Source organism: Herbaspirillum sp. GW822-FHT03A08, from assembly GCF_058801885.1.
In genome coordinates this window covers 236,818-260,326 of record NZ_JBXANR010000002.1, presented here as the reverse complement: position 1 = coordinate 260,326, position 23,509 = coordinate 236,818, and the positions used below count along the sequence as shown (strand labels likewise).

Below are 23,509 nucleotides of genomic sequence, written 5' to 3'. Positions count from 1 at the left end.
TAAACCCATACCGGCGAGCAGGTTCCTCTTGGTTCCATCAATGTAAATAGTTATGATTCTTATTTAGTAACATATGAAAAGAATACTTTTACATGCTTGCCGGCGTCGCCATCGCTGCACTCCGGAAGCGCGACTCGCTTTTATATCAACCGAAACCACCATGACTCCATTTACTCTCCCGCGCACCGTCGCGACGCCGAGCCGCTGTGCCGCCGCCATTGCAACCGCTTTGCTGTCCTTGTCCGGCGCATCGTATGCGCAGCAAGCGGCGACTGATAGCGGCAACTCGCTGGAAACCATCCAGGTCAGCGGCGACTGGCTGGGCAGCAATACGCTTGAGACAAGTGTGAAGACCTTCCCCGGCGCCCGCACCGTGGTCAAAAAAGCCGAGATCGAAAGCACCGGCGCCGTCAACATCGGCGACGTCATGCGCCGTATTCCCGGCGTGCAGGCGACAGACAATTCCGGCACTGCCGGCAGCGCCATTTCGCTCAATATCGGTGTGCGCGGCCTGACCGGCCGCTATTCGCCACGTTCGACAATCCTGCTCGACGGCCTGCCGATGTCGGTCGCGCCTTACGGCCAGCCGCAAATTTCGTTTGCGCCGGTCAGCCTCAACAACATCGAAGCAATTGACGTCGTGCGCGGCGGCGGCGCGGTGCGCTACGGTCCGCAAAACGTGGGCGGCATCATCAACTTCAAGACGCGCTCGATTCCGACCCAACCGGGCCTGACCAGCGACGCCAGCGTGCGCTACAACAGCTACAGCCAGGGCGGCTCCAGCACGCAGTACAGTGCTTTTGCAGGTACGCAACTGGACAACGGCCTGGGCCTGGCGATGTTGTATTCGGGTACGGAAGGATCGGGCTGGCGCGACAACAGCAACGAGCGCCTGAACGATTTCGCGTTGAAGTTTCGCTTTGAAATCGATCCAAGCTCCGAGATCTACGGCAAGGTGTCTTACTACGACGTGTTGTCCCGCACACCGGGCGGCCTGACGGTCGCGCAATACAACGCCAACCCGTTTCAGAACACGCGCAAGCACGATTTCTGGTCGGGCAATCGCAAAGCCATCGACCTCGGCTACCTGAACACGATTTCAGACACCAAGGAATTTGAAATCCGCACTTACTTTGTCGAGAGCTTCCGTCAAAGCGTGCTGATCGGCAACTCCACCACCAATTATCAGCACCAGCCGCGCGACTACCAGACGACCGGTATCGAACCACGCTATACACAACGCTTCATCACCGGCAAGGTCGCCAATGACGTGACGGTCGGCTATCGCTACATCGGCGAACGCGGCACCGACAAGACCTACAACGAGTCGATCGCCACCGGTGTGAATGGCGCAGTCACTTCGTTCAAGAACAGCACCGACGCGCATGCGGTGTATATCGACGACAAGATCTCCGTCGGCTCATGGCGCATCACGCCGGGTGTGCGCTATGAGCACATCAATTCCACGCGCATTGATTCAACCACCAACGGCAAGTTCGAAGTCACCAACAACAAGCCGCTGCCGTCCGTGAATATCGCATACCTGTATTCGCCGGAACTGACGCTGTTCACCAACTACAACACGTCTTTCGGCGTGGTGCAGAACACTCAGCTCAACTCGCTGTCGGCCGCCAACCCGCTGTCGCCTGAACTGGCAAAAACCGTCGAAGCCGGTGCGCGCTGGAAGGGCAATAATCTGGCCGCCGAAGTCACCGTTTTCGATATCCGTTTCGACAACCAGATCTCGCAAATCCCCGGCACCAATCCGGCGCTGTTCCAGAACATCGGCAAGACCCAGCACGATGGTATCGAGACTTCGATCGATTACAGCTTCGACAAGGATGGCGCATTGCGCGGCCTGAATGTGTATGCGACCTATGCTTACACCCGCGCCCTGCAACGATCCGGCACGACCACCGGCCTTGATGTGCCGTTCTACTCACGCCAGACCGACACCATCGGTACGCGTTACGAAACAGGTCCCTGGGCATTCAATCTGTCGACGACACACCAAAGCCGCCAGTTCATGGATGTCGCCAATACCATTACGGAAAGCGCGGACGGCAGCGTCGGAGAAATCCCCGGCTTCCGTACCTGGAATGCACAAGTCAGCTGGAAGATGCCCAATGCCAAGGGCCTCGATGTCATGGCCGGCGTCAACAACCTGACCGACAAGCGTTATTACACCCGCAACATCGACGGCAACCCGGGCCGCATGGTCGGCGCGCCACGCACGATCTACGTGCAAGGCCGCTACGCGTTCTGATGGTTTGATTGTTTATATGCAGTAAGCCGAAGTGCGCAAGAGCCTCGCGTACTTCGGTCTCTTCTTTTATCTTCCCCTCACCTCACACTGCCGTCGGCCTGAAACTCTTCGCCAGCTGATTCAGCATGAACTCCGGCGCCAGCCGGCTCATCAGTTTGAGCACGTTGCTCAGTCCCGGACGAATTTCCAGTTTTCCCGCTTCAATGCCTTTGATCGCATGTTCGGCGAGCACTTTGACGTCCATCGCTTTCATGTCCTTCGCCTCTTCCCTGAACTCGTCGCGGAACAAGGGCGTTTCGGTCCCCGGCGGCGCCAGTTCGATTACCGTAACGCTGCTGCCGCGCAATTGCACGCGCAAGGCTTGCGAGTAGGAATGCAGCGCGGCCTTGGTGGCGCTGTACACCGGCGAAGACACGAAGGGCACGAAGGCCAGTCCCGACGACACGTTGACGATGGCCGCGTCTTTCTGCATTTTCAGGTGCGGCAAAAACTGCTGCACCATGCGCACTGGTCCGCTCAGGTTGATATCGATCTCGCGCGTGATATCGGCAACACCATGGCGCGTGTCGTTGAGATCGAGATTGCGCATGATGCCGGCATTGTTGATCAATACGTTCAAAGCGGGAAACTGCGCTGTCACCTGTGCGTGCAAGGCGGCAATCGCATCAGCGTCGCTGACGTCGCTCTGAATGGCGTGCACCTGCGGCAACGCACGTTTTGCTGCGTGCAACTTTTCGATATCGCGGCCGGTGATGATGACCGTGTTGCCGAGTGCAATCAGACGGCGCGTCAACTCCAGGCCGATACCGCTGCCGCCGCCGGTGATGAGGATGGTTTTGTTCTTCAGTTTCATGACTGCTCCTGAGTGTGAGTCCTTGGTTGAATCAATGGATGATCGTGGATAAAGAGTAGATAAGCGGCAAGTTTCGCTTGCCAGAAAAACCGCTGAAACCCAGTATATGGACTACACTCTCTTTTAGAAAGTAGGCACTATCAAGTGCGAGAGTTACCAAAAAGAGAGTAAAGGAAGAGCAAAAAAATGAAGATCGCACCGCCTACCAAAGAACAGATTGCCAAAGCGCACTACTACACCACGCAAGCGCCGCCGAAAGAGATCGATCCGCGTCTGGAAGCGCTCGTCACCGACGTGATCGGCCGTGTCGCCGATAAGTGGACCATGCTGATTCTGGAAGTATTGTCGGAACACGGCGAGTCGCGCTTTACGCGCATCGGCGAACTGGTCGGCAGCATCAGCCAGAAGATGCTGACGCAAACACTGCGTCAGATGGAGCGCGACGGCTTGCTGATTCGCACCGTGCATCCGGTGGTGCCGCCGCGCGTTGAATACAAGCTGACCGGACTCGGCATGAGCCTGGGCGCGGCGTTTTGCGGTGTATGGAATCAGAGAGCGGACACCAAGACCGCGAAGTAAATACGGAAATGAAAACGCCCTGCATTTCTTTTATGAAATGCAGGGCGAAATGCAAGGTGAAAAATCAGCGGCGGCAATCAAGCCGCCGCCATCAGTTCAACGCCAGCCGCGATGCCAGCCATATTGCGGATGACGCCAGCCCCAGCCGTAATGTGCATGGTATTCCCAGACATAGCCCGGACCGGGCGATGCATAGGTCGGTTGCACATACACCACGCCCGGCGGTGCGGCGTAAGCCGGTTCCACATAGGCCGGGCGCACCGACGGTGGAGTCACCACGCAGCCGCTGACGGCGACTACTGCGGCGGCGGCCGACAACAGACCTGCAATCCTGATCATTCTGGCATTCATCTTTTTGCTCCTCGTTAGGAAATCGGATAATGATGTCAGCCTCATATCGACCGGCTGAATAAACGCCGGACGCAACAAGGCTGTTACCCACTTAACGGGAAGAGACCGAAAAATGAAGACTGTAAAGTTGTATTAATCTGTAAGAAGATTCAGCAATTTGTCAGACGTTGCCAAAGAATAAATCTGCAATGCGGTCATCGCCAAACGCTTCTCCGATTGCACCGCTCATGCCGCTCACGTCTCCACAGCATCCGTCGAACACGTCAGCGCCTCCCACTGCGCCAGTTCCTGGTTCAACTCCGCCAGCTTCTTTCTCACCAGCGCCAGTGCATCGCTGCCCAACAGCAAATGCGCCGGTGGTGACGGACTATCCACCAGCGTCAGCATCGCCTGCGCCGCCTTGCGCGGATCGCCGGGTTGCTTGCCGCTGCGCTCGGCACGCGTGTTGCGGATGGGATCGAACAGTGCGTCATAATCGGCGATGCTGCGCGGTGAACGCACCATCGATCGGCCCGCCCAATCGGTGCGAAACGATCCCGGCGCCACGGCGGTAACGAACACATTGAAAGCCTTGAGTTCCTTGCTCAGCGTCTCTGAAATTCCCTCCAACGCGAACTTGCTGCCGCAGTAATATGCAATGCCCGGCATCGTGATGAAGCCGCCCATCGAGGTGATATTGATGATGTGGCCGCGACGGCGTTGACGCATGAAGGGCACGAAGCCTTTCGTCACCGCCACCGCGCCGAACACGTTGACGTCGAACTGGCGTTGCAGCGCGTCCATGCCGGATTCCTCGAAGATGCCTTCGTGGCCGTAACCGGCATTGTTGACCAGTACGTCGACGGCACCGATATCTGCCTCCACTTCGGCGGCGATCCGTTCCGCCGCGGTGAAATCGGTGACGTCCAGGAGGCGTGCGAACGCCTGCCCCGGCCGATCGGCGAATTGCTGCTCGAAGGCACGGCGTGCGTCCTCCGTACGCACCGTGCCGATCACACGATGACCTGCTGCAATGGCGGCTTCGGCGAGCGCATGGCCGAAGCCGCTGCTGACGCCGGTGATGAAGAAAGTTTTGGATGCAGACATGGCAATTCCTTTGCTGTGCGTGAAAAACAAGAACGAAAATCGACAAGGCCATTATCGTTTTCCACGCACGCTGCAGCTGCCGGTTCTTCTCGCATGTTTGCCTGATTCTATGAGCAACCAGAAAATTCATCGGCAAATACATGCAAACAATGGCACATTAGCAGCATCGCCAATTGCCGGATTCAATGAGATGCCAACCGTCCCGTCACCCAGCACGCCGAAGGAAGTCCGCCGCATGGCCGAACGTATGGTCGAACTGCTGGCGGCGCTGACGCCGCTGGAAGGCTATAACCTGTCGCCGCTGCCCGATGTGCGCTTCCTGCGTTCGAATCGTCCATTGAAGCGCATGCCGGTGCTGTATGAGCCGGGCATCGTGATCGTGGCGCAGGGACGCAAGCGCGGCTATCTCGGTTCGGAAGTGTATTTGTACGACGCCCAGCACTATCTGGCGGTATCGGTGCCGGTACCGTTTTCGATGGAAACCGATGCCAGCGAGAAGGAGCCGATGCTGGCGATTTACCTGCGCCTGGATTTCAAGGTCGCCGCTGAACTGATGATGCAGATCGACGACTGTGCAGGACCCAGCGCAGCCAGACCGCGCGGGATGCTGTCGACGCCGATGGAAACGGCGTTGCGCATTTCCGTGCTGCGCTTTCTCGAAGCCATGAGCAATCCGCTGGAAGCGGAATTATTGGGACCGTCGCTGCGGCGTGAAATCTATTTCCGCGTGCTGACCGGCCAGCAAGGTGGATCGATGCGCGCGGCGCTGACCATGCAGGGACAGTTTGGAAAAATTTCGCGTGCGATCAGCATGATTCATCGCAGCTATGACGAAGCGCTCGGGATCGAACAACTGGCCCGGGAAGCGGGCATGAGCGTGCCGACCTTCCATGCGCATTTCAAAACGGTGACGGACACCTCGCCGCTGCAGTATCTGAAATCGACGCGGCTGCATCAGGCGCGCCTGCTGATGCTGCGCAATGGCATGACGGCGGGCGCTGCCTGTGCGCAAGTCGGTTATGAAAGCGCGTCGCAGTTCAGCCGCGAATTCAAACGCCTGTTCGGCCGCACGCCGGTCGATGAAGTCGACCGCATGCGCAAGAGCTTTGCGCTGCCGCCGCAGGATGACGGCGCGCAGTTCGTTTCCTCACACTGATGACGCGAGCCTCAGGTCAGGCAAATACTGCAGCTGTGTCCCTTGCAATTGTGCAGCACGCTGCTGCGGGCTGCACCTGCGTGCGCGCCCGGTCCCGCCGCGCCCTGTCCTGCGAGCTGCTCTGCACCGTTGCGCGGACGCCAGCGCTCGGTCACCTGCAAACCGACGCGACCGCCCGTCAACAGCGGTGCAGCGGTGGTGTCCTCTTTGCAGTAGGGACAAGCGACCTGGCCATGCAAGGCCTGCATGTTGAGGAATTTTTCGAAGATGCCTTCGCAGTGGCTGCAGCGGATATCGTATAAGGGCATGTTCTGCTCCGGTAGAAGGGTGATGTAACTCTTCTGTCGTGGACGCACTGACATCTGCGTCCACGGCTTCGTCAAACAAGAAAATGACTAAGGCTTTCGTCCCCAGTACGATTTGTCGTTGAGCATCCCCTTGGGCGTGATGTCCTGATCGAAAATCGAGGTCGGCAGTGACACCGTGCACGCGCAGTTTGGAATGTCGACGATACCGCCGATGCGTCCTTCCACCGGCGCCGCGGTAAGCAGCATGTAGGCCTGGCTGCCGGTATAGCCGAAGTGCGTCAGGTAGTCGATCGCCTTCAGGCAAGCCTGGCGATAGGCGACGGTGGCGTCGAGGTAATAGTTGACGCCGTTTTCGACGCTGATGCCTTCGAAGGTCAGCCACTGCTCGTAGTGTGGTTTGACCACGCTCGGCATGAAGATCGGCGAGGTGATGTTGTACTTCGCCATGCCGCCCTTGATCAGATCGAAGCCGACGTGGCTGACGCCGTCCATCTCAATCGCGCCGCAGAACCCGATCTCGCCGTCGCCTTGCGAAAAGTGCAGGTCGCCCATCGAGAAGCCGGCGCCCTTCACATACACCGGGAAGAAAATCCGCGTGCCGGCCGACAAATCCTTGATGTCGGTATTGCCGCCATGTTCGCGTGGCGGCACAGTGCGCGCAGCGATCTTGGCCATCTCGTCGAACTTGGCGCCGGTCAGACCGCGCAGCACCGCAGTGCTTGGATCCGGAGGTTTTGCCAAGCCCTTGGCGGCGAGCGGCGCTTCACGGCGATTCCACTCCGCCAGCAAATCGTGCGACGGCAAACAGCCCATCAGACCCGGATGGGTGAGACCGGCGATGCGCACGCCGGGGATGTGGCGCGAAGTTGCGTACAGGCCCTTGAGATCCCAGATCGCCTTGTCGGCTTCGGGGAAATAATCCGCCAGAAATCCGCCGCCGTTTTCCTTGGAAAACACGCCCGAGAACCCGACCGGCGTCACCGGTTTGATGTCGAGCAGGTCGATCACCAGCAGGTCGCCCGGCTCCGCGCCTTCGACATGGAAAGGACCGGTCAGCGGATGCGCGCGCGTGAGGTCGACGTTCTTGACGTCGGCGACATCGTCGGTGTCCTTGATCTGGGCATCGAGGAAATCCAGCGATTCGATCAGGATGGCTTCGCCCGGCTTGACCGACGACAGGAAAGGCAGGTCGGGATGCCAGCGATTGTGTCCGAGTTCAGGTTGCTCTGCCAGCGGTACGCCGGGCTTGATCTTGAAGTGTTGCATGCGACTCTCCTTGTCGTGTGGAATAGGTTTCGGTTGACAGTTATTCGTTGGGGATGCCCGGCACCGGACACTCCGGCGTGCCGGCGGTCTTGCGCGTGATGGCTTCGACTTTGGCGCGCGCCGCCTGCGGATCGTTGACCCAGGTCTTGTAGAAATCGAACGGGCAATCGGCCACGCCGGCCGGCGATTCGCCGGAGTTGATCTTGCCGGTGTAACCGCGATGCAACAGCTTGAACATATGGTTCTGCGATTGCCAGTTGCGGCGCGCATCGCGGATAGCGCTGACCGACAATTCCGCATACTGGATGCCCATCTCTTCGGTCTCGCATTCACCCAGCGTGCGGCCGTCGAAGCCGACAATCGCCGAATGGCCGAAGTAGGAATACACGCCGTCGAAACCGGCCGCGTTGGCAACTGCGACATAGACGTTGTTCATCCAGGCCATCGCTTTCGCGACCAGTACCTGCTGGTCCTTGGCCGGATACATGTAGCCCTGGCAACGCACGATCAGTTCGGCGCCCTTCATGGCGCAGTCGCGCCAGATTTCCGGATAGTTGCCGTCGTCGCAGATGATCAGGCTGACCTTCAACCCCTTGGGACCGTCGCAGACGTAAGTCGTGTCACCCGGATACCAGCCCTCGATCGGCGTCCACGGCATGATCTTGCGATACTTCTGCACGATCTCGCCTTTGTTGTTGATCAGGATCAACGTGTTGTACGGCGCTTTGTGCGGATGCTCTTCATGGCGTTCGCCGGTCAGCGAGAACACGCCCCAGACGTCGGCGATGCGGCAAGCTTCCGAGAACACGCGCGTCTCTTCGCCGGGAATAGTGGCTGCGGTGTCGTACATTTCCTTCTCGTCGTACATGATGCCGTGCGTCGAATATTCCGGAAAAATGACAAGATCGAGGCCGGGCAAGCCCTGCTTCATGCCGACCAGCATGGCCGCGATCTTGTTGACGTTGTCCATCACCTCTGCGCGGTTATGCAGGCGCGGCATCTTGTAATTGACGACCGCCACGCCTACCGCGTCTTTACTGCTTGATATGTCTCCGTGCCTCATGGTGCTGCTCCTCCTTAAAGACTGCCGATATACAAACCAACTGTGCAGAAATTTAAACCGACAAATACTTGCTGATGGTCGGCGCATCGACGTTGGCGCGCGTGTCTTCATAGACGAAGCGGCCCTTGTCGATCACCAGGAAACGGTCGGCAATTTCCAGCGTGAAGCTCAGCACCTGTTCCGACACGATGATGGTGAGTTCGCGGATCTTGCGGATCTCTTTCAGGCTGCGCGCAATGTCCTTGATGATGGACGGCTGGATGCCTTCGGTCGGTTCGTCCAGCAACAGCACGCGTGGATTGGTCGCCAGCGCGCGTGCAATCGCCAGTTGCTGCTGCTGCCCGCCCGACAGATTGCCGCCCTTGCGGCTGCGCATTTCGTACAGCACCGGGAACAGCGCATACAACTCGTCCGGCACCTTGCCGCGCGCATCGGCGGCGAGACCGGTCTGGATGTTTTCCAGCACCGTCATGCCGGGGAAAATCATGCGCCCCTGCGGCACGTAGGCCACGCCGCGCGAAACGCGCTGATGGCTTTCCATGGCGCCGAGTTCGACGCCATCGATCTTGATGCTGCCGTCGCGCAGCGGCAAGATGCCCATCAGCGTCTTGAACAGCGTGGTCTTGCCCATACCGTTGCGCCCCATGACGGCGACGATTTCTTCCTTCGCCACCGACAGGTTGATGTCGTGAATGACGGCGCTCTGGCCGTAGCCGGAGGCGAGGTGCGATACATTAAACATGGCTGGCTCCGGGAATGAATTAGTGACCTAAATAGACGTCGATTACCTTCGGGTCAGACTGCACCTTGTCCATGCTGCCCTCAGCAAGAATCTTCCCCTGATGCAGCACGGTCACCTTATGCGCGATGCTCTTGACGAAATCCATGTCGTGCTCGATCACCACCACCGAGCGGCCCTGGCTGATGCGGCCCAGCAGCTGCGCAGTCTTCTCGCGCTCGGACACGCTCATGCCGGCGACCGGTTCGTCCAGCATCAGCAGTTCCGGCTCCTGCATCAGCAGCATGCCGATCTCCAGCCATTGCTTCTGGCCGTGCGACAACAGGTCGGCCTGGGTGTACAGATGCTGGTCGAGGAAGATTTCCGCCGCCACCGATTCCACGCGCGCCACCACGTCCGGCGAGCGCTTGAAGGTCAGCGCGCCGAACACCTTTCGGCCGCGCGGGAAAGACATCTCCAGGTTCTCGAACACGCTGAGGTTTTCGTAGATCGACGGCGTCTGAAACTTGCGGCCGACGCCGGCGCGCACGATGGCGTGCTCGCTCATCTTGGTCAGCTCATGGTTGTTGAAGCGGATGCTGCCCGAGGTGGCTTGCGTCTTGCCGCAGATCAGGTCCAGCACGGTGGTCTTGCCGGCGCCGTTGGGGCCGATCACCACGCGCACTTCATTGCGCTGGACATACAGATTGAGTTTGTCGACCGCCTTGAAACCATCGAAGGAAACGGTGAGATCTTCAATCGCCAGTACAGGATGGTCGGTCGATTCGAATCCGATAGGTGCGTTGCTCATTTGCTGGCCTCCAGGTTGGCGCCGTCGATGGCGATATCGGTCGTCTCAGGTTTGGCAGCTGCTTTCGGTTTTGCTGGTTCAGGCTCGATCGCCTTTGCCGGCTTGCGGCCGAACTTTGCCATCAGACGTTTTCCTTGCTTTTCATACACGCCGGCCAGACCGTTGGGAAAATACATCACCACCGCAATGAACAAACCGCCCATCAGGAACAGCCACAGTTCAGGGAAAGTCTCGGAGAAATAGGTCTTGCCGAAGTTGACCAGCAGCGTGCCGTACACCGCACCAAGCAGCGACATGCGGCCACCAACCGCGGCATAGATCACCATCTCGATCGACGGCACGATGCCGACGAAGGAAGGCGACATGAAGCCGACCTGCAAGGTGAACATGGCGCCCCCGATGGCGGAGAACATCGCCGCCACGCAGAATACGAACACCTTGAAACTGGCGACGTCGTAGCCGGAGAAGCGCACGCGCTCTTCTTTGTCGCGCATCGCCATCAGCAGGCGGCCCAGCTTGGAGGTCAGGATGTAGCGGCCGAACAGGATGCAGGCGAACAGCAAACCGGCATTGACGAAGTACAGAATCATCTTGGCGCTGTCGGTGCGGATATCCCAGCCCATCAGCGTCTTCAGATCGGTGATGCCGTTGACGCCGCCGGTCAGGCCTTGCTGGCCGATAATCAGGATGGAAAGAATCGCGGCAATCGCCTGCGTCACGATGGAGAAGTACACGTCACCGACGCGGCGCTTGAACATCGCCATACCGATGATCAGCGCCAGCAAGGTCGGCACCGCCAGCACCGCCAGCACGGTAAAGCTGAAGCTGTGGAAAGGCTGCCACATGGCCGGCAGCGACGTGATCTGGTTCCAGTCCATGAAGTCGGGAATGCCGGGCGTCGACTGGATCTTGGTGCTGATCGGATCAGAGGCTTCCAGCTTCAGGAACATCGCCATGCAATAGCCGCCGACGCCGAAGAACACGCCCTGTCCCAAGCTCAGGATGCCGCCGTAACCCCAGCAAAGCACCAGGCCGACGGCGACGAAAGCATAGGACAGATATTTGCCGACCAGGTTAAGGCGGAAGATGTCGAGACCCAGCGGAAAGATCACCAGCAACAGCACGCCCAGTATCAGCAGCCCGGCCAGCCCGGATCTGCCTCCCAATATTTTTTCGTATGCTGCATTCATTGTTGAACCTCGCTGTGGAAATCTGTAAGACGATTTATTTACGTACACGCACCGAGAACAAACCTTGCGGACGCAGCATCAGGATCAGGATCACCGCCGACAGCGTCAGCACCTTGGCCATCGAGCCGGTGAGGAAGAACTCCGCGGTGGATTGCGTCTGCGCAATCGAGAAGGCCGAAGCGATCGTGCCGATCAGGCTTTGCGCACCGCCGAACACCACCACCAGGAAGGTATCGACGATATACAGCGAGCCGCTGGTGGGGCCGGTCGAGCCGATCGTGGTGAACGCTGCGCCGGCCACACCCGCCACGCCGCAGCCGAGTGCAAAAGTGGTGCGGTCGACCTTGCGGGTATTGATGCCGACCGCGCCGCTCATGACCCGGTTCTGCATCGTGGCGCGCACCTGCAAACCCCAGCGCGACCGGAACAGCAGGATGAAGATGCCGCCGGTCAGCAACACCGTCAGGCACATCATGAACAGGCCGTTGATCGGGATGTCGATGGCATCGGTCGGCTTGAACGAGCCGAGCAACCAGTCCGGCAGAGTGGCGCTGACTTCCTTGGCGCCGAAGATGGAACGGAAGGTCTGCTGCATCGCCAGGCTCAGGCCCCAGGTCGCCAGCAGCGTGTCGAGCGGACGCTTGTAGAGCCGGCTGATCAGCAGCAGCTCGGTGAGGTAGCCGAAGCCGTAAGCGACCAGGAAGGACAGCACCACCGCGCCGAAGAAATAGTAAGGCTGCAGGCTGGGCGCGTAAGTCGTGGTCAGGTGCGACAGCAGGTAAGTGATGTAAGCGCCGATGGTCAGAAACTCGCCGTGCGCCATGTTGATCACGCCCATCTGCCCGAAGATGATCGCCAGGCCCAGAGCCATCAGCAGCAGCACGCAAAACACGGACAGGCCGTTGAAGCCCTGCATGGCGAAGATGGCGAAAAATTCGGATAGAGAAACCATGTTGACTCCCGCCCTGGGTGATTAAGAGTTGGTATTGAGGATTTCAGTTATTCAATTACGTGGGCGGCAGCGTCCGCATGTCACTACAGACGCCGCCGCTTTGCTGCCAACAAATCAAACTTGCATTTGCTCGTCAATCTCCGCCGTCGTCCCAGCGCACGCTGGGACCCAGTGGCGTTGGGCGCCGCAGTTATCTGCGCTACCACCCTGCTTCACGGCACTCGGTCCTGACTTTCGTCAGGACGGGGGAGAAATGATCAGCAGTGCTTATTGATAGCCCTTGGGGAAAGGATTCGGCTCGATCAGATCGGACTCATAGATGACCTTGAACTGACCATCCTTCTGCGCTTCGCCGATGCGGGTCTTGCTCCACAGGTGATGGTTGGCGTGGACCTTGACGTAGCCTTCCGGCGCGGTCTTCAGCTCCAGGCCCGGCGATGCGGCGACGACCTTGTCGACGTCGAAGCTGCCGGCCTTTTCAACCGCGGCCTTCCACAGCCATGGGCCGAGGTAGGCTGCCTGCGTGACGTCGCCGATCACCGAATTGGCGCCGAACTTGGCCTTGAACTCAGCCACAAATTTCTTGTTGTTCGGGTTGTCGAGGCTTTGGAAATATTTCATCGAGGCGTAGAAGCCTTCGACGTTTTCGCCGCCGATGCCGAGCATTTCATCTTCGGTCACGGAGATGGTCAGCAGGTTCTGCGTCTTGGCGGTCACGCCGGCTGCTTTCAATTGCTTGTAGAAAGCGACATTGCTGCCGCCGACCACGTCGGCAAAAATCACATCCGGTTTTTTCAGCTTGATCTTGTTGATCAGCGAACCGAACTGCGTATTACCCAGCGGGTAGTACTCTTCGCCGACCACCGAACCCTTGAGCACGTTTTCGATGTGCTTGCGGGCGATCTTGTTGGAAGTGCGCGGCCAGATGTAATCGGAACCGATCAGGAAGAAAGTCTTGGCCTTCTTCTCTTTCGCCACCCAGTTCAGGCCGGCCAGCACCTGTTGCGTGGCTTCCTGGCCGGTGTAGAAGACGTTCTTGGATTGCTCCAGGCCTTCATAGAAAGTCGGGTAGTAGAGCAAACCGTTGTCCTTCTCAAAGACCGGCAGCACGGCTTTGCGCGAGGCCGAAGTCCAGCAGCCGAACACGGCGGCGACGTGATCGTTCTCGAGCAGTTTCTTGGCTTTTTCGGCGAAGGTCGGCCAGTCGCTAGCGCCGTCTTCCTGGATGATCTTGATCTTGCGACCGAGGATGCCGCCCATGGAATTGATCTGATCGATCGCCAGACGCTCGGCCTGGATCGAACCGGTTTCGCTGATCGCCATCGTGCCGGTGGCCGAGTGCAGCTGGCCGACGGTGACTTCGGTGTCGGTGATGGCGAGCTTGGTGGTGTTGACCTTGGCGGTCGGGAACTGCTGCGCCATGGCCAGGCCCGGGAGCGCCATGGCAGCACCGGCGGCGCCTGCGACGATGCCCATCATGATCTTGCGGCGTTGGGATGAAGGCGGTTTGGAAGAGGAACGGTGCGACATGCGGAACTCCTTTCGAGCGTTATTGGTTGTTGTGCTGGTCAGAGAAATCTGAGAACTCGTATAGCGTCAAAACGAGTGGAAAGACCGGTCCGTTGCCATCGCACGAGCGCTGCCTGCCGCTGCAAGCACATGCGAGTTTTTCTCCCTGCCGGTTTTTCTTTCTGCTCGTTCTGGGATGGAGAATAGGTTTTGCGGTGCGGCGCAACAATACGTTGTTTGACGTAAAAATCGACGCATCCCGGGCGCAGAACATCACGCCCACCCGCACAGCTTTCGCCCACGCGCGGCATGGTATTGGTGCGTTTTTGCGGCGACGCTTTCTCCGGGCGCTTGATTGAAGGCCGCAAGGACGCTGCGTTTTGGTGAATCGGGATGGAAGCGGCGTTGCGGCATACGTCATTTGACGTATGCCCTCGCATACCGATTGGTTTGAAAATTGCTTTCACGGAGCGTGCTTTGCAATGATGTTGCTCTGCCCTGCAAAGGGTTTCGTCCTGCCGCTGCGTTGTACGGCAGACGGCAATGGCCTCAGAGATAACGGCCGCCACCATGAACGCGAGCAAAATGTGACCAATCCCGCCATACAACGCATCGTCAAAGTCCGGCGCGACTACAACACCTGGGTCGCCAACGAGACGCTGGAAGATTACGCGCTGCGCTACACGCCGCGTTCGTTCCGGCGCTGGTCGGAATTCCGCCTGGCCAATACGGCCCTGGGCGCGACCTCGTTCCTGGCGCTGGAAGCGATCAGCGGCGCCATCACCCTGAGTTATGGATTTACCAACACCTTCTGGGCGATTGCCTGCGTGGTGGTGCTGTTCTTCCTGACCGGTCTGCCGATCAGTTATTACGCTGCCAAGTACGGCGTCGACATGGATCTGCTCACACGCGGCGCCGGCTTCGGCTACATCGGCTCGACCGTCACCTCGCTGATCTATGCCAGCTTCACCTTCATTTTCTTTGCGCTGGAGGCCGCGATCATGGCGCAGGCCATCGAAATCTATTTCGGCCTGCCGCTGGTGTACGGCTATGTGTTGTGCTCGCTGATCGTGATCCCCATGGTGGCGTACGGCATCACGCTGATCAACCGTCTGCAGATGTGGACGCAGCCGCTGTGGATCGTGCTGCTGACGCTGCCGTATATCTGCGTCCTCTACAAAGAACCGGAAGCGCTCACCAATCTGATCACCTTCGCCGGCCGCGCCGAGGAAGGCGGTTCGTTCAACATCTATCTGTTCGGCGCGGCGGCGACGGTGGCGTTTTCGCTGATTGCCCAGATCGGCGAACAGGTCGACTTCCTGCGCTTCCTGCCGGAGAAGACACCCGCCAACCGCGGCCGCTGGTGGACCGCGCTGCTGCTGGCCGGGCCGGGCTGGATCCTGCTGGGCGGCGCCAAAATGCTGGGCGGCTCGCTGCTGGCCTTCCTTGCGATCCAGCATGAAGTGCCGATGGGAAAAGCCGTGGAGCCGACCCAGATGTATCTGATCGGCTATCAGTATGTGTTTTCCAATCCGGCGCTGGTGCTGGGTGCGGTCGCGCTGTTCGTGGTGGTGTCGCAGATCAAGATCAACGTCACCAATGCCTACGCCGGTTCGCTGGCGTGGTCCAATTTTTTTGCGCGGCTGACGCACAGCCATCCGGGCCGCGTGGTGTGGCTGGTGTTCAATGTACTGATTGCGGTGCTGCTGATGGAGCTGGGCGTGTTCAATGCGCTGGAACATGTGCTGGCGCTGTACAGCCTGGTGGCGATTTCCTGGATCGGTGCGGTGGTGTCGGATCTGGTGATCAACAAACCGCTGAAGCTGAGCCCGGCGCACATCGAGTTCAAGCGCGCGCATTTGTACGACATCAATCCGGTCGGCGTCGGCTCGATGGCGATTGCGTCCATCCTCTCCGCCGTCGCCATGTCCGGCGTACTCGGCAAACTGGCGGCGGCGATGTCGCCCTTCATCGCGCTCGGTACCGCGTTGCTGGCGGCCCCGCTGATCGCCGTCGCAACGAAGAGCCGTTACTACATTGCGCGCAAGGACACGCTGTCCGAGCATGTGGATGTCCACAAAGAGCACGGCCACCAGCATGCTCAGCTCGACTGCGTCATCTGCGGCAACCAGTTTGAAATGCCGGACATGGCGCACTGCCCGGCATATCAGGGCGCGATCTGTTCGCTGTGCTGCTCGCTCGACGCGCGCTGCAACGACCGCTGCAAGACGCCTGCGGCGCGTCTGCCCAATCAGGCGTTCAGCGCCTTGCAGGCTTTGCTGCCGGCGCGCTTCACACTCAAGCTCAATACCCGCATCGGCCACTACCTGATCGTGTTCGGTCTGATCTCCGGTGGGCTGGCGGTGGTGCTGTGGATGCTGTACTTCCAGCAGATGGCGGGCATCTCCGGCCTGACGCCGAGCGGTCCCGATTCCATCCAGAGCATTTTCATCAAGCTGTTCTGTACGCTGCTGGTGCTGATCGGCGTCGGCTCGTGGTGGCTGATCCTGACCAACGAAAGCCGCAGCGTCGCGCATGAAGAATCGGAACGTCAGACCAATCTGCTGCTGCAGGAAATCGAGGCGCACAAACAGACCGACGCCGAACTGCAACGCGCCAAGGAAGCCGCCGAATCCGCCAACCTGGCCAAGAGCCGTTTCGTCACCGGTATGAGCCATGAGCTGCGCACGCCGCTCAACAGCATCCTCGGCTACGCGCAAATCCTGCATGTCGACGCCACCATTCCGCCGGCGCGCAAGGATGCCATCGCCGTGATCCGGCGCAGCGGCGAACATCTGCTGAGCCTGATCGACGGCCTGCTCGACATCGCCAAGATCGAGGCCGGCAAGATGCGTCTGGCGTCGGACGAACTGGCGCTGTCGGAATTCCTTGAACAGATCGCCGGCATGTTTGCACCGCAGGCCGAGCAAAAGGGCCTGAGCTTCCGCTTCGAAAAAACCGGCCGTATCCCGCACATCGTGCACGCTGATCAGAAGCGCCTGCGCCAGATCCTGATCAACCTGCTCGGCAACGCCGTCAAGTTCACCGACAGCGGCAGCGTGACGGTGCGCGTGCGCTACATGCGCGAGATCGCCTACTTCGACATCATCGACACCGGCATCGGAATTGCCGACGACGATCTGGAACGCATCTTTCTGCCGTTTGAGCGCAGCAACGCCGCCAACCTGCGCGAAGACATCGGCACCGGCCTGGGCCTCGCCATCAGCAGCATGCTCACCCACATCATGGGTGGCGAGCTGGCGGTCAGGAGCAAGGTCGGCAGCGGCAGCAGTTTCCATCTGAAGATCTATCTGCCGGAAGTGCACGTGCCGCGTCCGCGTCTCAAACTGGAAGACCAGATGTCCGGCTACATCGGTCCCTCCAAGCGCGTGCTGGTGGTAGACGATCAGGCCTCGCAGCGCCTGCTGCTCAAGGAAATGCTGCTGCCGCTGGGCTTCGACGTGGTGGAGGCCGACGGCGGCATCGCGTGCCTGGAAGAGCTGGCACGCCGCACGCCGGATCTGGTGCTGCTGGACATTGCCATGCCGCTGATGGACGGCTGGTCGGTGGCGCGCGCCATCCGCGCACGCGGGCTGACGCAATTGCCGATCATCATCGTCTCGGCCAATGCTTTCGAGAGCGGACACGAACGCATCGATCCACCGCTGTATAACGACTTCGTCGTCAAGCCGGTGTCGTACAACGAATTGCTGTCCAAGATCAAACAGCAGCTGCGCATCGACTGGATGTCGTCGCCGGAAACTTCGGAATCAGCGCCGCCGCCCATCCCCTCCTCCACGCCTCACATACACCCGGCGCCGGAGAAAAATATCGTCGCAGCCCAGCCGATGATGCTGGTGCCCTCGCAGGAAAAATTGCAGGCGCTGCTGGAGCTGGGCTCCATCGGCTATGCCAAGGGCATCCTCAAGAAACTGGACGATATGGAACAACAGAATTCTGCTTACCTGCCCTTCACCACGGAACTTCGGCAACTGGTCAAACAGTTTCGCCTGAATGAATATGTCACCCGTATCAAGGAGATGATTCGCCATGATGTCAACAACGTTCGATAGGCATGTCGTCCTGATCGTCGACGACAAGCCCGACAACCTCGCCATGCTGTCCGATTCGCTCGACGAGAGCGGCCATATCGTGCTGGTCGCCACCGACGGCATGAGCGCGCTGGAGCGGCTCGACTACATCACGCCCGACCTGATTCTGCTCGACGCCATGATGCCCGGCATCGACGGTTTCGAAACCTGCAAGCGCATCAAGCTGATCAAGAGTGTCAATCACGTGCCGGTGGTGTTCATGACCGGGCTGACCGAAACCGAACACGTGGTGCGCGGCTTCGAAGTCGGCGGCATCGACTACGTCACCAAGCCGATCAAGCCGCAGGAAGTCGTGGCCCGCATCGGCGCCCACATCAAGACTGCGCGCATGATGTCGCAGGCGCGCGGCATGCTGGAGCACGCCGCCCACGCCGTCATCGTATTGAGCGGCAACGGCCTGCCGCTGTGGCAGACCAGCAAGGCTTCGCTTTGGCTGGAAAAGTATTTCCCTGCAGGAGCCGGCGCCGGCGCGACGCACAAATTGCCGATGATGCTGCAATCCTGGCTCAACGAAAGCCTGGTGCGCCAGCGTCAGGGCAATGGCGACATCCGCCCGCTGGTGATGACGCAAGGCGACTGCGAACTGCGCATCGCCCTCTCTGCTGCGGGACAAGGTCACGAGATCACCTTGCTGCTGGAAGAAAAGAATCTTGCCGCCGATACCGCAGCAAGCACACCGATGGCGGCGATGCATCCGGCGCTCGGCAATGAGCAGGCAATCAATCCACTGGCGCTGGGAAGTTTTCATCTGACGCCGCGCGAAAGCGATGTGCTGATGTGGCTGGGCAAAGGCAAGACCAACCGCGACATCGCCGACATCCTCGGCATGAGTCCGCGCACGGTCAACAAGCATCTGGAACACATTTTCGTCAAACTCGGCGTGGAAACCAGATCGGCGGCGGCGGTGATGGCGAGTGGCGTGCAGCAGATGCCGAGGAGCGGCAGCGGGTTGTTGCAATGAGACTGGCACGGAGCAGCATGATCCGCTACAGTAGCGGACGTGTTCCTCTTGCCTCCGCATCCGACAGCAATCGCATGAAAGAATTTTTCAACGCTCTGGCGATGGCCGTCGCCTTCTGGATTCCGGCGACCGTCGCCGTCTTCACAATCGCAGCAGCCATCCCGCTCAAAAGCATAGGTACCGCCATCACCGGCGCCATCGGCCTGCTGGTGGCGCTGCTGCTTCGCTTCTTCATCAAGCAGATTGCCAAAGACAAAGCCGAACGGCGCGAATTTGATCGCGCCGATTGAGCCGGAAGACTGCGAGACAATCCCTTTCAGCCTGCGACCGCCTGCCTTGCATCGACGTCTGCGTGGGCATCAGCATGCGCTCTTTCCCAGAACGCGCCGTCGCCGCGCACCGTAGTGCGATTGAGCACCCGGCGCTGCAAGGCGGATAAAGGCGTGGCGCGATGTGCGACACGGAAGTTGTCCGCCACCACGAAGTCGCCTTCCTTCCACTGATGGCGATACACCGCACCTTCACGCGAGAAGTGGCGATCGATGCTTGCGATCAGCGCCTCCGTCTCTTCCCGCGCCATGCCGAGGATGCTGTCGGTCAGGCCGACGTTCAGATACAGACCCTCCACGCCGGTATGCGGATGCGGCATCACCAGCGGGTGCACCACATGATTGCGATGCGTGGTCTGCAACCCACGGACCTGCGCCTTGAGGTCGTCAGGCAGGCTGCGGTAGGCTTGCTGCAAATCCGTGAACAGGGTATCGCCGCCGACATCGGGACGCGCTTCCAGATGCCACAGCGACATCGGCGTCGGCACCGTGCGGAAGGAACCGTCCGAATGCCAGTAGCGGCCGACGCCGGTATAACCTTCGGTGACGCGGCTGGCGACACGGAAGATTTGCGGATAGCCGGGAATCTGGCTGGCCGTCGGCGGAAATTCTTCCAGCGCGCCGAACACTTCGGAGGCGTCGATCTGCGCCTGCGGCGTCAGCACCGGGCCGGGAATGACCAACAGGCCGTATTCCAGCAAAGCGTTCTGCAGCGCGTGTTGCGCTTCCGGATTCTCACTCAGGCGAGCCAGGTCGACGTTGTTGATGCGGGCGCCGAAACCGGCGTCCAGGGGAATGATGTTCATGATGTTTCCTTTCTTCATCGGCACGGTTGCGCCGGCATCTGCATGGATGCGGCGCGACCGTGTTGCGGATCAATCCAGCGCTCAGGCGGCCTGCAAGACGTGCAGCATGTCTGCCGGTTCCGGGCGATGGGTGTAGTCAGGGTTAACTTCGGCGTAGAGGATGGTGCCGTCCCGGGCGATCACATAGCGCGCCGGCATCGGCAAGGTCCAGCTGTCGTCGCCGTTGATAACCGGCAGATCGTTCTTGAGCATCTTGTACAGCGCGATCAGATAGTCCGGCAGCGCAAAGCGCAGGCCGAAGGCGGCTGCGACGTCGTTGCGGGTATCGCTCAGAATTGGAAATTCCAGATTGTTGCTGCGCATCGATTTGCGGCTGTTGGGCGCCGTCTGCGGCGAGATCGCGACCAATCGCGCACCGGCAGCCAGAAACGCAGGCAATGCTTCCTGCAGAGCGTGCAGCTCCATATTGCAATACGGGCACCAGACGCCGCGATAGAAACTGAGGATAAGCGGACCTTGCGCCAGCAGGTCGGCGGACGACACCGGTTTGCCATCGGGGTCGTTGAGCGTGAACGACGGCGCCTTGTCGCCGGCCTTCAATGCCCGGCCCGCCTGGCCGGAGGCGATCAGCTCGGCGGTGGCGCGAGCCATGATCGGGTGGATTTCGGCGGGCGCATTGTAAGGCGGCTTACCGGCGAGGAAGTCGGCTTTGAAGGCGTCCAGTTTGGCTTGCAATGTCATGGTGATTCTCCAGAGGGGTATGTGGGGATCGCAAAGGTGCAATCGACGCATGCATCTTCTGCCAACCGGGCGGGCCTGAGAACACAGGCAATAGGCATATCATTCATTCCCCTAAGGAATAAAGATGACCTGATCAGAACAAGATCTCCAATCCCGGTACCATATTGAATTCCAGGGAGGAATAAAAATGGATAGGCTGAATGCGATGGAAACCTTCGTCACCGTGGTCGAATCGGGCTCGTTCTCGGGTGCCGCGCGCCGGTTGGAGGTAGGCCAGCCGGCCGTATCGAAAACGATCGCGCAACTGGAAGAACGTCTCGGCGTGCGGCTGCTCTTGCGTTCCACACGGGGTCTGACGCCGACCGAAGCGGGTCAGCGCTTTTATGAACGCGCCATGCGTACGATCGAAGAAGCCGACGAAGCCGAGCGCAGCGCGCGCGATGCCGGCACCGGTTTGTCGGGCCCCTTGCGCGTTTGCGCAGCGGTGACATTTACCCGCATACGCATCCTCCCTTATCTGAAACCTTTCCTCGACATGCATCCGCAGCTAAACCTGGACATCGTGCTCGACGACCGCCACATCGACATGCTGGAACAGGGTATCGACGTTGCATTGCGCATGGGTTCGCTGACGGACTCCGGCATGACGGCGCGCAAGATCGCGCAGAGTCCGCGCTCGGTAGTCGGCACGCCGTCCTACTTCGCCCGGCACGGCGTTCCTGCCACGCCGGCGGATCTGAGTTGCCACAGCGCCGTCATCTACGGCCAGGTCAGCGGCAGCAGCTGGGAATTCCGGCGCGGCAGCACCGAGGTGTCGGTCGCCGTGAACGGCCGCATCAAGGTCAACGCCGCCGAAGGCGTACGCGCAGCCGTGCTGGCGGACATGGGCCTGGCGATTTCGTCGGAGTGGATGTTCGAACCGGAGCTCGCCAGCGGCGAACTGCAGCGCGTCCTCACCGAGTGGGAGTTGCCGCCGGTCGACTTGTGGGCGGTGTATCCGGGCGGGCGTATGGCCAGCGCCAAGGCGCGTGCCTTTATTGCCTATGTTGAGGAATTGCTATCGGCCCGATAGGAAAATTTTTTACCTGATGGTAAAGGCCTGCGCACCAGAATATCGCACTTAAAAATCTCTCTTAAACCCAATACCAGCAAGGCTTTGCTCCTGAATTCCCTACCCCGTTCAGGGGAGCAATATTGCCCCGCAGATTCACTTCGCCGACCTCCAACCTTCTCATCAGGATTTCTCTGATGTTGTGGAGTTTATATGTCGTCTAGAGTGGATTCAACGGAGGGAAAAACCATGAAGAGAATCCACATTGCAGTAACGCTCGTCATCCTTGCAGCGGGCTACATGAACTGGAGCAGGGCTGTGCATGCGGCTGCTTCGGGGCAGCTCGGCGTATCGGCCATGGTGGCGGAACGATGCCGGGTCGACTTCAGCGAAGGCAGCGCCGACTACTTCCAGTCCTGCTCCAGCGTCGACGTCAAGGCATCGGAGAAAGCCAGCAACGTTCTCGGCGAGTTGATTGCCGTCGATGCCAACGCCGACCCGTATTATCTTGATCGCGTACCTGAGTCGATGGCAATGGCAGTTCCGAATTCTCCACCTCAGAAGACGACGGCAAACCGGCGTGCCGGTGCGCCGAAAGTCGTCACGATCAACTACTGATAACCGTAGCGATCGATCTCTATGGCGGAGATCATTTTTCTGGCCTGCGCTGCAAGGCCTTGAACGCTTCCGGCGTCCAGGGCCTGACCGCCATGATAAGACTGGTGCCGAAGCGTTGTTCCAGCGGCAGTTCCAGATCCTGATGATGCAACGCCGAGAACTCCGCGCCCAAGCGGCGCATGTGCTGCTGGATCAGATCATTGCTGGCGTGCGACAACATGCCGCTGACCATCATCATTCTTTCGCCCTTGCCGTCAAAGCGCGAATTGAAGAAGTCGTTCTTCAGCTGCGCACGGAAATACTGCTGAATGGGGCCGCCCGGCAGCCATTGAAAATCCGGCGCCACGCGCACTCTGATCTTGTTGTTGGGCAGCAGGTCGATGATGCCCAGTTTGTCCAGCCGCGCCAGCAGGCGGATGCATTCCGCCTTGGTGAATGCGAAGGCGTCGATGATCTCTTCCAGCGTCCAGTGATTGACCGCATGCACGGCAATCAGCAATAGCCGCGGGTCGGCAACCAACTTGCTCTCCTGCTCCTGCGTCAGTTGCACCGGTACAGCCGACTCATGCGCCACCATGCGCGCCAGGTCGCTGATCTGTATGTTCAGCAGCGAACAAACCTGATCGAAACGTTCCAGCGTAAAACTCTTTTCCGCGAACACGCGCTTGACACTGGCTTCGCTCAGCCCCAATCCTTTCCCCAGTTTGGCGTAGGTGACGCCGCGTGCTTTGAGTACGTTTTTCAATGCGCCGATGAGCGCGTCTGCCTGTGCCATGTTGTTCT

The 23,509-nt window shown here is 59.6% G+C and carries 23 protein-coding genes; 8 read left to right on the top strand and 15 right to left on the bottom strand.

Features of this window, described 5'->3' with window-relative positions; all coding sequences use genetic code 11:
- Positions 1 to 160 precede the first annotated feature (160 nt).
- Positions 161 to 2,266: a TonB-dependent receptor family protein gene (locus AC1RN6_RS06195; protein WP_493003885.1), complete on the top strand. Its 2,106-nt coding sequence runs from the start codon at positions 161 to 163 to the stop codon at positions 2,264 to 2,266.
- Between the two features lie 82 nt (positions 2,267 to 2,348).
- Here AC1RN6_RS06195 and AC1RN6_RS06190 read toward each other — a convergent pair whose 3' ends face one another.
- The gene (locus tag AC1RN6_RS06190) at positions 2,349 to 3,119 is read right to left on the bottom strand and encodes an SDR family oxidoreductase (protein ID WP_493003883.1); all 771 of its coding nucleotides are present in this window, start codon (positions 3,117 to 3,119) and stop codon (positions 2,349 to 2,351) included.
- Between the two features lie 186 nt (positions 3,120 to 3,305).
- Between AC1RN6_RS06190 and AC1RN6_RS06185 the strand changes: the two genes are divergently transcribed.
- The gene (locus AC1RN6_RS06185; RefSeq protein ID WP_493003881.1) at positions 3,306 to 3,698 is read left to right on the top strand and encodes a winged helix-turn-helix transcriptional regulator; all 393 of its coding nucleotides are present in this window, start codon (positions 3,306 to 3,308) and stop codon (positions 3,696 to 3,698) included.
- A gap of 96 nt (positions 3,699 to 3,794) precedes the next feature.
- On the opposite strand, the gene AC1RN6_RS06180 is transcribed toward AC1RN6_RS06185, so the two are convergent.
- Together AC1RN6_RS06180 and AC1RN6_RS06175 are read right to left on the bottom strand one after the other, a co-directional pair.
- Positions 3,795 to 4,049 carry a hypothetical protein gene (locus AC1RN6_RS06180; protein WP_493003879.1) on the bottom strand — a complete coding sequence of 85 codons (255 nt, stop codon included), beginning with the start codon at positions 4,047 to 4,049 and terminating at the stop codon, positions 3,795 to 3,797.
- Between the two features lie 234 nt (positions 4,050 to 4,283).
- A complete protein-coding gene (locus AC1RN6_RS06175; RefSeq protein ID WP_493003878.1) occupies positions 4,284 to 5,135 on the bottom strand; it encodes an oxidoreductase in 852 nt (283 codons plus the stop codon).
- Positions 5,136 to 5,325: 190 nt separating this feature from the next.
- On the opposite strand from AC1RN6_RS06175, the gene AC1RN6_RS06170 reads away from it, so the two are divergent.
- Entirely contained in the window at positions 5,326 to 6,291 is a 966-nt protein-coding gene (locus AC1RN6_RS06170) for an AraC family transcriptional regulator (protein WP_493003877.1), read from the top strand.
- Between the two features lie 11 nt (positions 6,292 to 6,302).
- Here the strand turns inward: AC1RN6_RS06170 and AC1RN6_RS06165 are convergent, their stop codons facing one another.
- The 9 genes from AC1RN6_RS06165 to AC1RN6_RS06125 form a co-directional block, all read right to left on the bottom strand.
- On the bottom strand, positions 6,303 to 6,599 hold the full coding sequence (locus tag AC1RN6_RS06165) for an FmdB family zinc ribbon protein (RefSeq protein ID WP_493003876.1): 297 nt from the start codon (positions 6,597 to 6,599) through the stop codon (positions 6,303 to 6,305).
- A gap of 87 nt (positions 6,600 to 6,686) precedes the next feature.
- Complete coding sequence (fmdA, locus tag AC1RN6_RS06160) at positions 6,687 to 7,865, bottom strand: formamidase (RefSeq protein ID WP_094562159.1); 1,179 nt, start codon at positions 7,863 to 7,865, stop codon at positions 6,687 to 6,689.
- Between the two features lie 40 nt (positions 7,866 to 7,905).
- A complete protein-coding gene (locus AC1RN6_RS06155) occupies positions 7,906 to 8,928 on the bottom strand; it encodes an aliphatic amidase (protein WP_493003874.1) in 1,023 nt (340 codons plus the stop codon).
- A 52-nt stretch (positions 8,929 to 8,980) separates the two neighbouring features.
- Positions 8,981 to 9,670, bottom strand: coding sequence for an urea ABC transporter ATP-binding subunit UrtE (urtE, locus tag AC1RN6_RS06150; RefSeq protein WP_493003872.1), 690 nt, complete (start codon positions 9,668 to 9,670; stop codon positions 8,981 to 8,983).
- A 19-nt stretch (positions 9,671 to 9,689) separates the two neighbouring features.
- Complete coding sequence (gene urtD, locus AC1RN6_RS06145) at positions 9,690 to 10,457, bottom strand: urea ABC transporter ATP-binding protein UrtD (RefSeq protein WP_493003870.1); 768 nt, start codon at positions 10,455 to 10,457, stop codon at positions 9,690 to 9,692.
- Positions 10,454 to 11,647: an urea ABC transporter permease subunit UrtC gene (urtC, locus tag AC1RN6_RS06140; protein WP_493003869.1), complete on the bottom strand. Its 1,194-nt coding sequence runs from the start codon at positions 11,645 to 11,647 to the stop codon at positions 10,454 to 10,456. Before urtC ends, urtD begins: the two co-directional genes overlap by 4 nt.
- A 34-nt stretch (positions 11,648 to 11,681) precedes the next feature.
- A complete protein-coding gene (gene urtB / locus AC1RN6_RS06135; protein WP_094562155.1) occupies positions 11,682 to 12,599 on the bottom strand; it encodes an urea ABC transporter permease subunit UrtB in 918 nt (305 codons plus the stop codon).
- Positions 12,600 to 12,866: 267 nt separating this feature from the next.
- Complete coding sequence (gene urtA / locus AC1RN6_RS06130) at positions 12,867 to 14,129, bottom strand: urea ABC transporter substrate-binding protein (protein WP_007884574.1); 1,263 nt, start codon at positions 14,127 to 14,129, stop codon at positions 12,867 to 12,869.
- A 38-nt stretch (positions 14,130 to 14,167) separates the two neighbouring features.
- A complete protein-coding gene (locus tag AC1RN6_RS06125) occupies positions 14,168 to 14,575 on the bottom strand; it encodes a hypothetical protein (RefSeq protein ID WP_493003868.1) in 408 nt (135 codons plus the stop codon).
- Between the two features lie 120 nt (positions 14,576 to 14,695).
- On the opposite strand from AC1RN6_RS06125, the gene AC1RN6_RS06120 reads away from it, so the two are divergent.
- From AC1RN6_RS06120 to AC1RN6_RS06110, 3 genes are read left to right on the top strand one after another with little or no spacing between them, the layout of a single operon-like run.
- Positions 14,696 to 18,181, top strand: a complete 3,486-nt coding sequence (locus tag AC1RN6_RS06120) for an ATP-binding protein (RefSeq protein WP_493004733.1) — start codon at positions 14,696 to 14,698, stop codon at positions 18,179 to 18,181.
- On the top strand, positions 18,159 to 19,181 hold the full coding sequence (locus AC1RN6_RS06115; RefSeq protein ID WP_493003866.1) for a response regulator transcription factor: 1,023 nt from the start codon (positions 18,159 to 18,161) through the stop codon (positions 19,179 to 19,181). The genes AC1RN6_RS06120 and AC1RN6_RS06115 overlap by 23 nt, the downstream gene beginning before the upstream one ends.
- A gap of 17 nt (positions 19,182 to 19,198) precedes the next feature.
- Entirely contained in the window at positions 19,199 to 19,471 is a 273-nt protein-coding gene (locus tag AC1RN6_RS06110; RefSeq protein WP_493003865.1) for a hypothetical protein, read from the top strand.
- Between the two features lie 26 nt (positions 19,472 to 19,497).
- On the opposite strand, the gene AC1RN6_RS06105 is transcribed toward AC1RN6_RS06110, so the two are convergent.
- A complete protein-coding gene (locus tag AC1RN6_RS06105; protein ID WP_493003864.1) occupies positions 19,498 to 20,316 on the bottom strand; it encodes a TauD/TfdA dioxygenase family protein in 819 nt (272 codons plus the stop codon).
- A gap of 81 nt (positions 20,317 to 20,397) precedes the next feature.
- On the bottom strand, positions 20,398 to 21,057 hold the full coding sequence (locus AC1RN6_RS06100; RefSeq protein WP_493003863.1) for a peroxiredoxin-like family protein: 660 nt from the start codon (positions 21,055 to 21,057) through the stop codon (positions 20,398 to 20,400).
- A 187-nt stretch (positions 21,058 to 21,244) separates the two neighbouring features.
- Here AC1RN6_RS06100 and AC1RN6_RS06095 point away from each other — a divergent pair, with 187 nt between their 5' ends.
- Positions 21,245 to 22,129: a LysR family transcriptional regulator gene (locus AC1RN6_RS06095; protein WP_493003862.1), complete on the top strand. Its 885-nt coding sequence runs from the start codon at positions 21,245 to 21,247 to the stop codon at positions 22,127 to 22,129.
- A gap of 228 nt (positions 22,130 to 22,357) precedes the next feature.
- Complete coding sequence (locus AC1RN6_RS06090) at positions 22,358 to 22,726, top strand: hypothetical protein (protein ID WP_493003860.1); 369 nt, start codon at positions 22,358 to 22,360, stop codon at positions 22,724 to 22,726.
- Between the two features lie 31 nt (positions 22,727 to 22,757).
- On the opposite strand, the gene AC1RN6_RS06085 is transcribed toward AC1RN6_RS06090, so the two are convergent.
- Complete coding sequence (locus AC1RN6_RS06085) at positions 22,758 to 23,501, bottom strand: helix-turn-helix domain-containing protein (protein ID WP_493003857.1); 744 nt, start codon at positions 23,499 to 23,501, stop codon at positions 22,758 to 22,760.
- Positions 23,502 to 23,509 lie beyond the last annotated feature (8 nt).